Annotated in this window: 13 protein-coding genes; 9 read left to right on the top strand and 4 right to left on the bottom strand. The window is 62.3% G+C overall.

Annotation, left to right across the window (positions count from 1 at the left end):
* Window positions 1-26 precede the first annotated feature (26 nt).
* The 5 genes from D577_RS0109065 to D577_RS13645 all read left to right on the top strand — a co-directional run bounded on the left by D577_RS0109065 (window position 27) and on the right by D577_RS13645 (window position 3,725).
* Window positions 27-413, top strand: coding sequence for a nucleotidyltransferase family protein (locus tag D577_RS0109065; protein ID WP_018947174.1), 387 nt, complete (start codon window positions 27-29; stop codon window positions 411-413).
* Window positions 403-825 carry a DUF86 domain-containing protein gene (locus tag D577_RS0109060; RefSeq protein ID WP_018947173.1) on the top strand — a complete coding sequence of 141 codons (423 nt, stop codon included), beginning with the start codon at window positions 403-405 and terminating at the stop codon, window positions 823-825. Before D577_RS0109065 ends, D577_RS0109060 begins: the two co-directional genes overlap by 11 nt.
* A 77-nt stretch (window positions 826-902) precedes the next feature.
* On the top strand, window positions 903-1,769 hold the full coding sequence (gene purU / locus D577_RS0109055; RefSeq protein WP_018947172.1) for a formyltetrahydrofolate deformylase: 867 nt from the start codon (window positions 903-905) through the stop codon (window positions 1,767-1,769).
* A gap of 80 nt (window positions 1,770-1,849) precedes the next feature.
* Window positions 1,850-2,863: a type IV toxin-antitoxin system AbiEi family antitoxin gene (locus tag D577_RS0109050; RefSeq protein WP_018947171.1), complete on the top strand. Its 1,014-nt coding sequence runs from the start codon at window positions 1,850-1,852 to the stop codon at window positions 2,861-2,863.
* Window positions 2,826-3,725: a nucleotidyl transferase AbiEii/AbiGii toxin family protein gene (locus D577_RS13645; RefSeq protein WP_038036205.1), complete on the top strand. Its 900-nt coding sequence runs from the start codon at window positions 2,826-2,828 to the stop codon at window positions 3,723-3,725. Before D577_RS0109050 ends, D577_RS13645 begins: the two co-directional genes overlap by 38 nt.
* Here D577_RS13645 and D577_RS14525 read toward each other — a convergent pair.
* Window positions 3,658-4,251 (bottom strand): helix-turn-helix domain-containing protein, encoded by a 594-nt coding sequence (locus D577_RS14525; protein ID WP_371180230.1) that lies wholly within the window; start codon window positions 4,249-4,251, stop codon window positions 3,658-3,660. The two genes, D577_RS13645 and D577_RS14525, sit on opposite strands and share 68 nt — an antisense overlap.
* 185 nt (window positions 4,252-4,436) lie before the next feature.
* On the opposite strand from D577_RS14525, the gene D577_RS0109035 reads away from it, so the two are divergent.
* On the top strand, window positions 4,437-4,781 hold the full coding sequence (locus D577_RS0109035; protein ID WP_018947168.1) for a nucleotidyltransferase family protein: 345 nt from the start codon (window positions 4,437-4,439) through the stop codon (window positions 4,779-4,781).
* A 78-nt stretch (window positions 4,782-4,859) separates the two neighbouring features.
* Here D577_RS0109035 and D577_RS0109030 read toward each other — a convergent pair whose 3' ends face one another.
* Window positions 4,860-8,060, bottom strand: coding sequence for a DEAD/DEAH box helicase (locus D577_RS0109030; RefSeq protein ID WP_018947167.1), 3,201 nt, complete (start codon window positions 8,058-8,060; stop codon window positions 4,860-4,862).
* Entirely contained in the window at window positions 8,057-8,470 is a 414-nt protein-coding gene (locus D577_RS0109025; protein WP_018947166.1) for a (deoxy)nucleoside triphosphate pyrophosphohydrolase, read from the bottom strand. Before D577_RS0109025 ends, D577_RS0109030 begins: the two co-directional genes overlap by 4 nt.
* A 470-nt stretch (window positions 8,471-8,940) precedes the next feature.
* Between D577_RS0109025 and D577_RS14050 the strand changes: the two genes are divergently transcribed.
* The 3 genes from D577_RS14050 (at window position 8,941) to D577_RS14255 (ending at window position 11,837) form a co-directional block, all read left to right on the top strand.
* A complete protein-coding gene (locus tag D577_RS14050; RefSeq protein ID WP_081618823.1) occupies window positions 8,941-9,663 on the top strand; it encodes a hypothetical protein in 723 nt (240 codons plus the stop codon).
* Window positions 9,664-9,854: 191 nt separating this feature from the next.
* On the top strand, window positions 9,855-11,147 hold the full coding sequence (locus D577_RS14260) for a hypothetical protein (RefSeq protein WP_155985567.1): 1,293 nt from the start codon (window positions 9,855-9,857) through the stop codon (window positions 11,145-11,147).
* 108 nt (window positions 11,148-11,255) lie between these two features.
* Window positions 11,256-11,837 carry a hypothetical protein gene (locus tag D577_RS14255; RefSeq protein ID WP_155985566.1) on the top strand — a complete coding sequence of 194 codons (582 nt, stop codon included), beginning with the start codon at window positions 11,256-11,258 and terminating at the stop codon, window positions 11,835-11,837.
* A 129-nt stretch (window positions 11,838-11,966) separates the two neighbouring features.
* On the opposite strand, the gene D577_RS0109020 is transcribed toward D577_RS14255, so the two are convergent.
* Complete coding sequence (locus tag D577_RS0109020) at window positions 11,967-13,340, bottom strand: hypothetical protein (protein ID WP_018947165.1); 1,374 nt, start codon at window positions 13,338-13,340, stop codon at window positions 11,967-11,969.
* Between the last annotated feature and the right edge of the window lie 145 nt (window positions 13,341-13,485).

Below are 13,485 nucleotides of genomic sequence, written 5' to 3'. Positions count from 1 at the left end.
TTTCGGATTCGCTGCCGCGGTGCCCCATGCTTTCTCCCGAACAAACTTCGCAGCTCGAGCACCTCGCCAGAGAGCATGGCTGGGAGCTGCTGGTCCTGTTCGGCTCCACGGCGCGGGACGGCACCGGCCGGGACATCGACCTTGCCGTTCAGCCGGCGGAGATGCCGGGCCTGATGACCCAGGGCCGCTGGCAACGGCAACTGGAAGAGATCCTGGAGCCTTGCCCGGTTGATCTGCTGGTCCTGAGCGAGGGTACTTCCCCGCTGACCCGGTTCGAGGTCTTCCGGGATGGCGTCTGCCTGTACGAAGCACAGGCCGGGCGCTTCCACGCCGAGCAGGACCGGGCCTTCTTCCTGCACGCCGACTCCGTACTCTTCCAGCAACACCGGATGGAGGGCACGGATGCCTCCTGATACCGCCGAGGTGATCGGGCGCAAGCTCGACATGCTCCATCGTTTCCTGACGGACATGGAGTATTACGCAGCTCTGGACGTGTCCGTGCAGAGGCAGGAGCACTATGCGATCGAACGCCTGCTTCAGCTTTTGTGTGAATCGGCGGCCGATATCGGGCTGCAACTCCTGCGCAGGGATGGAGACCGGCTGGCCTCGGCCTATCGCGAAGTTTTCATCGCTCTGCGCGACCGCCATGGCCTGGATGCCGGGCTGGCCGATCAGCTGGTGGACGCCTGCGCGATGCGCAACGTACTGACGCATCTTTATGACACGATCGATCTGGATCGCGTGATCGGCGCCGTGCCCGACGCCCTGGAGGTGTATTCCGCCTTTGCCAGCTGGGCCGGGGAGCGCGTCCGGTCGAGCCCGTAGTCATTCTTGCCGGGTATCGGTCTCCCGGGCGCCCCGGTGTACCCTGACCGCTTCAATCTCCCCGGAATATCTCGACCATGACCGAAACCACGCCCGCGCGCCACGACTTCCGCCTCAGCATCGTCTGCCCCGACCAGCACGGCATCGTGGCCCGGGTGGCCGAGGCCATTGCCGGCACCGATGGCTGGATCACCGAAGCCGCCCAGCACACCGATGCCGAGGCCGGCTGGTTCTTCATGCGCTGGGTCTTCGCCCTCGACCCCGTGCGCGAGGGCGAACTGCGCGACCGCCTGCTGCATCTGGGCGAAGACATGCGCATGGACTGGGTCCTGGCCGACTCGTGCAGCCGCCAGCGCGTGGTGCTCATGGTCAGCCGCGAAGGCCACTGCCTCAGCGACCTGCTCGCCCGCTGGCACGCCGGCGAGCTGCCCATGGATATCCCCGCCATCCTCTCCAACCACACCGACCACGAACCCCTGGCGCGCTGCTACGGCATCCCGTTCGAGCACATCCCCGTCCCGCGCGACGACCGCGCGACCGCCTTCGCCCAACTGCAGGAACGCCTCGACGACCTGCAGCCCGACACCGTGGTCCTCGCCCGCTACATGCAGATCCTCCCGCCGTGGATGTGCGAGCGCTACCCGCAGCGCATCATCAACATCCACCACAGCTTCCTGCCCTCGTTCTCCGGCGCGCGCCCCTACCACCAGGCGCACACCCGCGGCGTCAAGCTCATCGGCGCCACCAGCCACTACGTGACCGAAGAACTGGACGCCGGCCCCATCATCGAACAGGACGTCACCCGCGTACGCCACGACGACAGCGTGCAGGACATGATCCGCAAGGGCCGCGACGTGGAACGCTGGGTCCTCGCCCGCGGCCTGCGCTACCACCTCGAAGGCCGCGTGCTCACCCACGGCAACAAGACCGTCGTCTTCGACTGAGTGCCCATCCTCGCGTTGTTCATTTTCTTGTTTTGTTCAATAATATTGAACAAGATTGATCTTTGAACAGGCGCCCGGTCATGGATGGTTTACAGGAACAACAGCTTCTGGAACAGGCATGCGAATGCCTGGAAGGCGCGACCGGGCTGCACCCGCAGATCGAACGTGCATCATCCCTTTACCTGCGGGTTGCCCCGGAACGCACCCAGCGGTGCTTCGAGGTCCACACCGTGCCCCGTCTCACCCCGGCCAGCGTGAGCTGGATCGCCGCCCGTCTCGAGCCCGAATACCCCGTACTGATCGTCAGCGAGTATGTGAACCCGCGCCTGGCCGAACGCCTGAAGAGCATGGATATCGGCTATCTGGACCTGGCCGGAAACGCCTACATCAATGCCCCGCCGGTGTACGTCTACGTCCGGGGCAACAAGCCGGTGGCCGCGGAGTCGGTGGACCGCGACCCGGCAGGCCGCGCTGCCTTCCAGAGCGCCGGCCTGCGCGTCGTCTTCGCCCTGCTGTGCGCTCCCCGTCTTCTCCACGCGACCTACCGCGAGATTGCCGATGCCGCCGGCGTCTCGCTCGGCAGTGCCAGCCGCAGTCTTCAGGCACTGCGCGACCAGGGCTTTCTCCTCGAAACGGGATCGCGAACCCGCCGTCTGCACAACCATCATGCCCTGATTCAACGGTGGACCCTCGCATACCCGGAACAACTGCGGCCCAGGACGTTACTCGGGCGTTACCGCGCCCCCGGGCCCGGGTGGTGGGAGCACGCCGACCTGGAACCGTACGGTGCCGTCTGGGGAGGGGAGGTCGCGGCCGCAAGGCTGACCGGATACCTGATCCCGGAGCGGGTTTCCATCCACACTCGCATGACCCCCAACCGGCTGATGGCCGCCTTCGGCCTGCGCAAGGATCCGGATGGAGACATCGAACTCCATCAGACCTTCTGGCCGCCGGAATGTCACACCGAGGGCCCGGAACTCGCGCCGCGACTGCTCGTCCATGCCGAACTCATGGCGAGCGGTGACGAACGCAACATTGAAACTGCAAGGATGCTGTATGAGCACGGTCTGGCTGGACGTCTCGAACCGGATTGACCCATTACTAGCCGAAGTGCTGGGTGAGGTGGATCGCCTGGCCGCCGAGCTGGGTATCCCATTTGTAGTGGTCGGGGCCACCGCGCGGGACATGGTTCTCCATCATGGCTTTGGCCTCGAGGTCCGGCGGGCCACTCGGGACATCGATCTCGCGCTGGAGATCGCACACTGGGATACATTCCAGGGTCTCGAAAAAGGTCTCCTGGCCACTGGTCGTTTCCGCACGGATCGTGCCGCGCAGCGCCTGCTGTACATTGCTGCGCAACAACCTGTTCGGGTCGATCTTATCCCGTTTGGCGGGATCGAAAGGCCGGTTCATACCATCAGCTGGCCACCCGACCACGTGTTCCATCTGAATGTGCAGGGGTTCGCCGATGCTTCCAGGACAGCCCGCCTAGTGCGGGTCAGGAGCGACCCACCAACTGACACGCAATGCATCTCTCCAGCGGGTCTGGCCCTGCTCAAACTCATCGCCTGGGATGACGGCCGGCAGGATGGCCGTCGACGGCGCGACGCGGAAGACCTCCGGTATCTTGTCGAGACGTATCTGGATGCCGGCAATCGTGATCGGTTGTTCCGTGAATATGTCGGCCTGCTTGATCACGAAGACTTCGACTATCTGGAAGCCGGAGCGTGCATTCTCGGTGGGGATCTGGCCTCGATCATGGCGCAGGCAACCCGGGCCAGTGTCATCAAAATCCTGGAACAGGAGACAGCACCGGACGGGCGGCTTCAGCTTGTCGGCGACATGGTCGCCAACCTGCCGCATGATCCTGCGGGCACCGCCAGCATTCTCAGACTGCTCGAAAAGATGCTTGTCGGCATCCGGGCTTCCGAGACCGGGACGCCCAACACCGAGTGAAATCGATGGTAGCGGCGACCTGGTCATCGGAGAGCGTGCCCGCACGGAGGCCGCCTTTTACCTCCCTATCCGGTCGGGCGACCGTATTCCGCTGCCACATTCTTGGCAGGGCGTGCTGCTCCACCCCGGGGCTTTGCGCGCTTTGTCTCCTCGTCACGGGAAAGATCGGCCAGAGTCTGCAAGTGCTCCTCCCCATCTCCTGTCCTGCCAGCAACCGTTCGAGCAGGCTGGTTCCGTCCAGAACCGGCCGGCGCACCAGGCGTGCCGGGCGGGAAAGCGAATATCGCTGTGCCCGGCTGGCCAGTTGTTCCATCTCCTGCAGGCGGGGCCAAAGCTCGGAGCGCGGCTCGGTTTCACCCTTAATCCAGGCGTAGACCGTGGGCCGCGAGACATCGAACGCCCGAGCAAGGCCGGTGATCGACAATCCCAGCGATTCGCGCAACGCGGCAAGGACCCGAGGAGCGTCCCGCGCTTCGTTCGCAATGGTGCCGGTCTCTCCCTGCAGCAATGGTGCGTATTCGGCCATCGCGCGAACGGGGGTAAAACGCGCCTTTGCCAAGGCATGGCGCAACGGCATGCTTGCTGACGGGCGACTCATGGGGTGGCTCCTCATGCGGGGGTGCGCTTTACATCGAACCGTACGCTCGGACCCGAGGCTTGTCAGCAACACCGGATGCTATAGTTCTCCTGTACTCAGGGGACGGCCAGAGCATGGAAACCGCGGGTTACGCCAACATCCCGAATGCCGAAGGGGCGCAGTCGCCGCGCGAGCGGGTGACCGGGCTGGAGCATGACGCCGCCGCCATCGTGCGCGAGGAATTCGGCGACGATGCCCGGGTAATCTGGTTCGGCTCCTGGCCGCGTGGCACGGCGCGCTGGAACTCCGACATCGACCTGGCGATCGTGCCGGCCCGGGACGTTGCCATCAGCGACTGGGGCCGGCTGCGCGGCCGCATCGAGGACCTGCGGACGCTCTACACCTTCGATCTGGTCGACCTGACCGAGGCCAGCGACGAACTGCGCCGCGACGTCGAAGACCACGGACAGGCCCTCTGAGCAAAGCAGTCGAACAGAACTGCTCCCGGCTGCCGGATCACCTGCCCGCTTTCCACCACCTGAACTCGCCGCTGAGCGCTACAGGACCGTGCGGCGGGCGAGGTGCAGGAGGCGGGCGGGCAGTTCGTAATCCAGCTCCCAGACGATGCTCATCGGCTTGCTGCCTTCGTGGCGCTGGTAGCGCACCGGGCCGCAGAAGGTGAATGGCTGGCTCAATCCGGTGGTGTCGCGCTTGGCCGGGCGTATGAACAGCATGGGGATGTAGCCGAGCTGTTCGTGGTGGATGTAGCGCTGCCCGGTTTCCGAGCTGGGCGAGGTGGCGGACTGCGACTGCCAGTGGAACCGCCGCTCGTTGAGAGCGTAGTCCTCGTACATGGTGGTGGGGGAGAACTCCTGCTCGGATTTCTCCAGGGTCACGAACAGCGCATCCACTCGCCGTTCCGGCACATGCCGCACACCCTCCTGCTGAGTGATGGGCTTCTCCAGGCTCCCAAGCCCCAGCGCCAGCAGGATCTGCTCGCGGGTGTAGGACGCGTGCAGTTCCAGTGGCCCGGTCTGCTCCGGGAAGGTGATGCCGCTGGCCGGCACCATGCGCTCGCGCCGCCATTCGACGACCTCCTGAAGATCCCGGTAGAGCGGGCGTTGTTCGCGGACGAAGCGGTCCACCGACGAGAGGTCGCCGTTCCCCGGGCGCGACTTGCCCCATAGCGTGCTGTGGATGAGGGCCAGCCGGAGTCGTTCTTCCTCGCTGAGCTCATCCACGTTCGACGCGGATTCCGCCAGATGGCTTTGCAGGGTTTCCAGCAACTGCTGGTCATCACAGCGGACCAGGCGTTGCAGCCCGCGCTTGAGGCCGTTGGCATACGGTTTCAGTGCCTCGGTCGACTCCCCACCGCAGTCCGCGCGCAGCCGTGAGGGCAGGTCCTTGCGCAGCAGGTCCTCGGCGTCGTCCATATGCAGGCAGTCGAGCATCTTGGGCAGGCTGGCGGAGTCGATGTCCTCCTGGAAACAGCCCTTCAGCTCGCGCACGATCTGCGGGCGCTGGCGGTTGATCTGCGCGCGGATGTTGTCGAGGACCCGCTGGGTGGCCAACCGGTCGAGGTGGATCAGGCAGCCGCTGGGCAGCCAGGGGAAGCCCTCCTCGATCTGGTGATCCACCCGCTTCTCCGGCCGCGCGCTGAGCGCACGGAACCGCGCGGCGTAGCGAAAGCGCCGATCCTGCGGCGCGACGAAATCCAGCACCGTGAGGTGCGGCTTGTCTTCATGCAGCCGCAGCCCGCGCCCGAGTTGCTGCAGGTAGACCGTCAGGCTCTCGGTCGGGCGCAGCAGCAACAGGGTGTCCACCTCCGGCAGATCCACGCCCTCGTTGTAGAGGTCCACGGTAAAGATGAAGCGGATGCGCCCCTCGCGCAGGTCGCGCTGCACCGATTCGCGCTCGTGGTCCGGGCTCTCGCCGGTCAGCACCGCGCTGGGCACCTGCTTGGCTGAAAAATGCTCGGCCATGAACCGCGCATGGGCGCGGCTGATGCAAAACCCCAGACCCCGAACCGAGCCCAGGTCGGTCGCGTGTTCATGGGCCTGCCGCAACACCCAGTCGGCGCGCGCTTGGTTGCCGGTGAAGACGCCCTCCAGTTCTTGCGCGTCATAGCCCCCGCGCTGCCAGCTCACCCGGCTCAGGTCCACGGACTCGTGGTCGGCCACGCCGAAGTAATGGAACGGCACCAGCAGGCGACGCTCGATCGCATCCGGCAGGCGGATCTCGTGCGTGTAACGCTGGCCGAAGTGCTGGCGGATGTCGTCGGCATCCGTGCGCTCCGGGGTCGCCGTCAGGCCCAGCAGGCATTGGGGCCGCACATGGTCCAGGATGCGCTGATAGCTCCCGGCGCTACTGTGGTGAGCCTCATCCAGTACCACGTAATCGAAATGCGCCGGGTCGAGGCGATCGAGGTCCCGCGCGTTCCAGCTCTGCACCGTGCAGAACAGGTGGCGGTCCTGACTCGGGCGCGCCCCGCCCACCAGCACGTCGCCAAATTCGTTGTCCTGCAGCACCTGACGGAAGCTGGCCATCGCCTGACGCAGGATCTCCTCGCGGTGGGCGATGAACAGCAGCGACGGCCGCCCCTTGTCCGCCTGCTCGCGCGCAAACCGGCGATAGTCGAACGCCGCGATCATGGTCTTGCCGGTCCCGGTGGCGGCGATCACCAGATGGCGGTCGATCCCCGAACGGCGCTCGCGCTCGATGTCCTCCAGGATCTCCTGCTGAAAGGCATACGGCCGCAGATCGAAGAATGTGGCAGCGTCTTTCTGCGCGGCTGGCCCTGCGCTGGATTCCGACTCCAGCGCCTGCTGCAGGCGAGGCAGGTCTTCCGCGGTTAGAGGCTCAAACTCGGCCGGGTCTGCCCAGTGCGCCTCGAACGAGGCCTCGATCTGGCGCCACATATGCGGCAGCTCGTACTCGCTGACCTTGGCCGTCCACTCCAGCCCCTCATCCAGCGCCACCCGCGAGACATTCGCCGAGCCGATGTAGGCACTGCCAAACCCCGTGTTCCGATGGAACAGGTAGGCCTTGGCGTGCAGGCGCGTGCGATGCGTGTCGTACGAGACCCGAATCTCGGTGTTCGGCAGGCCCAGCAGAAACTCGATCGCCTTCAGATCCGTGGCCCCGAGGTACGAGGTCGTCGCGATCCGCAGCCTGGGCGAGCCATCGGCCGTCGGGGTCTCGGTAAAGCGCTTCAGCGTCTCGCGCAGGGCGCGAATCCCGCTCCACTTGATGAACGACACCAGCCAGTCCGCCCGCTCCGCACTGGCCAGTTCCTTCTCGATCTGCGTCACCAGACTCGGCGTGCGATCGGACCCGGTGAGCAGGCTGGACAGCGCCAACGGTATATCCGGCCGCGGTGTCTCCTGCTGCCCAACCTGGTCGGCGGTCGGAGAGCGCACCTCCAACAACTGCCGAAACGGCGGCAGCGGAAGGTCTTCCTCAATGCCCGACAGCGGATGCCCAGCCGCCGCCAGCGCATCCGCCAGGATCTGCACGGCCCGGGTCCAGTCTTCATGCCCCTTCTCGCGCAGTTCCCCGGCGCGCTCGGCGAGGCGCTGGGCCAGTTCCGCCGCCAGGGTCATGGCCAGATCGTCGCCTTCCAGCCCCTGGCTCCAGCGGGCATGGTCCTCCAGCCCCAGGGCTTCCAGCGCCTGCCGCACCCGCGGCGTATCCAGCCGTTCATGCAGGCCAACCCATTCGGCCCCGGGCAGGGACTTGGCGGCGCTATTCCGGCTCATACGGAACGCCCCGCAACAAAGGCTTCGAGCAACGGGATGTCCGCGGGCGCGAGTTCGAGCCCGCGCGCCTCCGCCGGCGACACCCAGCACCAGCGATCGTGCACCGTCAGCACCGGGCTCTCGTCATCCGTCCACGCCCGCAGCGCCACCAACTCAAGGATCCCATTACCCGGAATCGGCGTGCGCCCGATCTCTTCCCCGACTCGAAGCTCCAGCGCCAGCTCTTCGCGGAATTCGCGGCACACCGCGGCCTCCAGGCTCTCACCCGGCTCCGCCTTGCCACCGGGGAACTCCCAATACCCCGCCAGCGCCTGATCGGCCCCACGACGCGCCAGAAAGATCCGCCCCTGCGCGTCCTCCAGAATGCCGCAGACCACCACCGCCTGATTCGCTTCTATGAGCGTTTCCAACACCGGCTCTCCGTTAACCTCTGGCCGGATCGTACCAGGGAACGCCGCCACAGCTCCCGCCGGAAGCCCGATTCTCGGGCCCCGCGTGGTGGCTCCTCCCGTCACCCCACACTGCGCTAACGGTGATATACCGATTCTGTATAGCACCGCGCTCTGTCACGCTCGAGCCGCCGCTTTCCACGTCTCGCCCCGAATCAGTCCACCCGCAAGCCTTTAACGTGGGCCCCTGCGTCTCCCCTACGTTGACCGATAGGGCCGCTGTAAGACTTTGACCAAGAGACGAAAATCGTTCGTCCCAGCGCGTGGGGCCCCCTGCCACTCGACGCCACGTCCACTACCATGATAAAAGCATGGTTTACCTGTGGTGGTGTGCCACCGAGAGGAGAACGCCAGGATGATATGCAGAATCTGTATATCACCAATATGACAGATTCTGTCTAATCTACTGTTAGGTATGAAGGGAGAGGGTAGTGCCGAAGATCAGATTTGAGGATCGAGCCGTAGCTTTCATTGACGTTCTTGGCTTCAAGCAGGTCGTCGACGCGGCGGGCCAAGGCGGCCCCAAGCACACGGAGCTAGAGTCATTAATTGACGTGTTGGAGAGTGCTGTTCCAAAGCTGGATGGAACAGTAGATCACACGGTGCCCAGGGATTTAATTCCGAAACATCTCTACATATCAGACAGCATTATTCTGAGTGCTCCGCTGACCTCAAGCCAAATGCCAAGTTACCGCGGATTGTCGATTCTGGTGATGCGCGTTATTCAGATCAGTCATATCTTGCTGTCCAAGGGATACCTGCTCCGAGGAGGCATATCGGTCGGCCCCGTTTGGCACACTGATTCAAATATCGTAGGGCCTGCTTATCAGGAGGCATATCAGATAGAGACAAAAACCCTTGTCCCCCGGGTCGAACTGTCACCGAATGCCAAAAACCATTGGGTTAGCACTGAGGGTAGTTCCAGCACGATGTGCCTTGAGTACATGAGTCGCTTCATAGTCAACGTGTTGCATGACTACTACATACAGGACAACTCCCATGGCGCGGCGGAGCGGGCCTTTGAAAATTACTCTCGCATAATCGAAAGCAATTTGAGAGCTAATCATCCAGAGCCAGTCAGGTACAAGTGGTGGTGGTTTAAAGAGTACCTAGACAGTGAAGTTGAGCGGAATGCCTACATCATTCATACCTAACAATCGGCTTCACGGCGACCGATTTTCCGCCGCTTCGCGGCTCCAAACCGGCGCGTGAGCCGGGCGTTAGGCGATGAGGGAATCCAATGCTTGTATTTGCGACAGAGTTTAGGACTGCTACCGAGGCTTCGGCTGTGGACTTCATTGAGATATGTCGAACTTGGTTGATCGGGAGTCCGCAGTACCCTTGGATGGAAGATGACCTTGGGACACCGGCGGAGATCAATACGCTCTATCAGTCGGAGCGTGGGGTCAACCGAGTAGATTTTGCTATTGCCGAGAGCGGTGGGACGCGAACGAGTGCAATGCAGCACAGGTGTCGCGGCGAAAATCATCTGGAATGGGTGACCGAGCTGGTCGGGCGCGAAATGCCCGAGGGGCTACTTGCATCGGTCCGCGTCCACTGCACATCCATGGTCACCGGCGTTGAGGTGCCGTGGGCCCGAAAGCCGTACATTATCAGACAACTGATCGAACAATTGGGCGGCGGTATTGATGGCGGACTGACCGTTGGCGAGGTTCCTTACTACCTTTCAGAGGGCGACGTGGATCTTGCGGCGGCCGCAATCACCGGGGATCTTGGAAACCGTTTACCGGTGGTATATGTAAGCCTCGGACCGGATAACAAACCGCACCTCAATGTGCGGAGCCTTGCGAAACGGCTTTCTGGGATGGCGCATGTTCTCGTTGAGCCGTCTAGAGACTTTTCGTTTCAGCTTATGCACAAGGTAGATCGGAGCAATGCCTATGGCGGTGCTATAGGCTTGTATTGGCCAGACGGTGCTGCTTTCGATCGTACCTTCGTCGGCGCGCGTGGGCCGGAAGCAACCGCACGCTTCCTGGAGATGCGCGTGCAGACAGCGCTTTGCCAGTCGCAACCTACAGATCTTTCTACGTGGATGGCTGTGCGGGCTCTGGTAGCTCGAGAACGGTTCGACGCTCTTCGGTCGTCGGGAACAGAGGATATCGATGACTGGGTCGAAGCGTTCGATGAGGAGCGTCAGAGCTTGGAGGGCCAGCTAGCGGAAGCGAAGTCGCAAATCGCCAGCTTGTCCGCGCAACTTCGCGGTGCATACCACTCAGGTGAGTCTAGTGGTCTGGTATCCGCGGGCACAGAGCAGGATCTTTTCCCAGGGGAACGGGCGGAAGTCGTGCAGGATGCTTTACGTCAGGCACTTTCCAACGTAGGCGAGGATACGCGAACAGCACACATACTCAGCGACCTTGTATCAAATGAGGAAGTACGAGCCCGAGGAAGCCACGCAGAATCCGTTCGAGCCGCCCTCCAGGACCAGATGAATATAGGTGCGCGAGAAATAAGCGAGCTCCAAGGGCTCGGCTTTTCAGTCACGGATGAGGGTAAGCACTATAAGGCGGTTTTTCGGGATGATCCGAGATACACCTTCACTCTGCACAAGACGGCAAGTGACCATAGAGCGCCTAAGAACCTCGTGAGTCAGATAAATCGCAGATTGTTCAAGTAGGAGGTATGCGCTCGCCGGCGCCTAACAATCAGATCGATCCGACGTGGCAAAGCGGCGGCTTTGCCACGCGGCTCGTCTGTGGCGTTATGCAATTCAAGGGGATTAGCCTTGCATCTCTATAAGGAAGACTATTTTTGGGAGTTTACAGGTTGGAACAATGTTCCATCCAGAGTGCATTTGCGGCTTGTTCACGAGCAAGGTAAGCCCTTCGTTGTTATTTGCTCGCAACCACTCTTCGGTGCAGGCACCTCTGCTCAAAATGCATACAAAATCATAAAGGATCATGTTTGGGGTATTGTTACGACGCGCCTTGAGTATCAAGATCCAAATAGTCGGATAGCCGAAATAGACCGTGTGAAGGATGCGGTAAAATCAAGTAAGAGCATAACTACAGCTCTTGCAGTATGGGCATTAGAAAAATTGTCCTCGCGCCTCAACCGAGAGTCATACCATCCATATAGGCTCCTTCCCGACCTCAACGCTGTCTGGTTAGAACATTGGCCGCCGGGAACTGATTACCTTATGGGGCCACCCGATGACTACCTGCTTGTCCGAGAAAACAAACAAGGCGAGCGATTGTGGGGTCGAATTAATATCAGTAACTTTTCGAATCTTATTGGCTACGAACCCAGTATGTTGGCCTTGCCGTCTTCCATTTTCGAAAATGACCCGCGCAAAAAAATTGCATAACCACGCCATCAACTCGGACGTGCAAAAGCGCCGCTTCGCTCTGCTTTCGCCCGCCGGTTATGGCGAACGTTACAGCAGCCCAAGAGCGCAGTGACGGTGCCATGGGCAGGGCCATTGAGCCATCTTGCCTCAGTTCGGCCTGTCGTCTGGCGGGGTGGCCTCTTCTTCCTGTTCGGTCTCGGATGCCGTGTTCACTGGGTCAGATTTCATTTTCGGCGGCGGTGGCACCCATGCCCGGAGTCGCTGGCCAACCTGTTCGTAGAAATGGGGCACGGCACGCTCAAGTTCCTCGATGAACACCTTGTTGCCGGAGAAGCGGGAGGCTTGATCGGCCACATAGCGCACTTCGAAGGCAGTTGGAACGGCGTCGGTATTCTCGGACTCGAGGTATTCAGGGTCTTCCAGTACGAGGCCGAGAGGGGCCTGCGTGGATTCGGCCTTGCCCGGACGGATCGCCTTCACGAAGAAGCCCTCGGATTCGACGTTGTCGAGCTGGCGGCGTAGCCAGTTGACGCGGGCGCTGGTCTTCTTTTTGTCCTTCGGTGCGTCGAGCCGCATGCTCGTGACGATCACGCGCTTCTCCAGGTTCGCTTCCACGTGGAGCTCTGCCGCGGCGTGCGGGATGTCCAGTTCGCAGCGCAGTACGTGTTCGCAGGCGAGGAGCTCGCAATCACTTTTCAGGCGGGCCTGCGGGTCGGTGCGGTGGGTTCGGCTCAGGCGCAGTTTGACGGCCTGGCCGAGTTTCCGTGAAAGAACCAGGCTCAGATCGCGTTGTTCCTGGTGCCAGCTGGAAACCGTGTTTTCGACCTCTTCGGAGTTCTTGTTCAGCTTCGCGCCATTCTTGACCTTGGCGACGACGTCCTTCCATTCCCGGTTCATGCTGTCGAAGCGGCTGACGCCGCTCGAGTCATGATTCAGATACCGGGTCACTTCCGCGAGGATGAAGCGCTGGTCGGGTGAGCTGATCCCGTCGGCCTCCAACAGGAGGGTGGCCTGCGTGAGGATGTACATCCAGGACCAGTGATAGAGCTCGACGTTGCGCGTCTGGTTTTTCGGCAGCTTGATCGGGTGGTGGGTAGGCTGGGCCACGAACTGGTTGGTGATGGTGATCACCGCATCGATCTTGTGAGCGCGGGCCTGCTGGACGTAGGACTGGAGTTGTTCCTCGTCCACTTCGGCATTGCCGATCTTGGCTTCGATCAGGGCGGTCCAACGCTTCTTCCCGGTATCGAGGACCAGCAGGCCGTCGGGGCGGTCGTTCTTTTTGGAGCTCGATTTCGCGCTCTTCTCTTCCTTGAACGTGACTTCGGTCCAGGCGCCGAGCCTTGCACGGTTGCCTACACGGACGCCCAGGGAGCCCAGCATGGATTGGCGGAGCTCGTAGATGCTTCGCATGGCTGCCAGGACGATGGAGGCTGCTCGTTGTTCTTTGTTGGAGTCGGCGGTGACGGGGATCAGCCGGGCAGCTTCGCCTGACTCGATGAACTCGGGTAGCTCGGCCATGGTTGGTTCCTCCTGGCTCCGGGCGAATCGGTAACGCGGCATCCTTGCGTGCCAGCTTGTGGAAACCATAGCCTATGTGTGGTTCAGCGTCGATTTCGCTAGTGGCGCTTTGCCGGCGGGCCGGTCAGTGGGGCCTTTCGGGCCG

It is taken from the genome of Thioalkalivibrio sp. AKL17, assembly GCF_000377885.1.
GTDB classification, from domain to species: Bacteria; Pseudomonadota; Gammaproteobacteria; order Ectothiorhodospirales; family Ectothiorhodospiraceae; genus Thioalkalivibrio; species Thioalkalivibrio halophilus.
Note: the sequence above shows the minus strand (reverse complement) of the source record. Positions and strands in the feature narration are given on the sequence as shown.

What these genes read in the sequence shown, in the direction of transcription:
- D577_RS0109065 (WP_018947174.1), top strand. Translation starts at nt 27, where the DNA reads ATGCTTTCTCCCGAACAAACTTCGCAGCTCGAGCACCTCGCCAGAGAG.
- D577_RS0109060 (WP_018947173.1), top strand. Translation starts at nt 403, where the DNA reads ATGCCTCCTGATACCGCCGAGGTGATCGGGCGCAAGCTCGACATGCTC.
- purU (WP_018947172.1), top strand. Translation starts at nt 903, where the DNA reads ATGACCGAAACCACGCCCGCGCGCCACGACTTCCGCCTCAGCATCGTC.
- D577_RS0109050 (WP_018947171.1), top strand. Translation starts at nt 1,850, where the DNA reads ATGGATGGTTTACAGGAACAACAGCTTCTGGAACAGGCATGCGAATGC.
- D577_RS13645 (WP_038036205.1), top strand. Translation starts at nt 2,826, where the DNA reads ATGAGCACGGTCTGGCTGGACGTCTCGAACCGGATTGACCCATTACTA.
- D577_RS14525 (WP_371180230.1), bottom strand. Translation starts at nt 4,251, where the DNA reads ATGGCCGAATACGCACCATTGCTGCAGGGAGAGACCGGCACCATTGCG.
- D577_RS0109035 (WP_018947168.1), top strand. Translation starts at nt 4,437, where the DNA reads ATGGAAACCGCGGGTTACGCCAACATCCCGAATGCCGAAGGGGCGCAG.
- D577_RS0109030 (WP_018947167.1), bottom strand. Translation starts at nt 8,060, where the DNA reads ATGAGCCGGAATAGCGCCGCCAAGTCCCTGCCCGGGGCCGAATGGGTT.
- D577_RS14260 (WP_155985567.1), top strand. Translation starts at nt 9,855, where the DNA reads ATGGAAGATGACCTTGGGACACCGGCGGAGATCAATACGCTCTATCAG.
- D577_RS0109020 (WP_018947165.1), bottom strand. Translation starts at nt 13,340, where the DNA reads ATGGCCGAGCTACCCGAGTTCATCGAGTCAGGCGAAGCTGCCCGGCTG.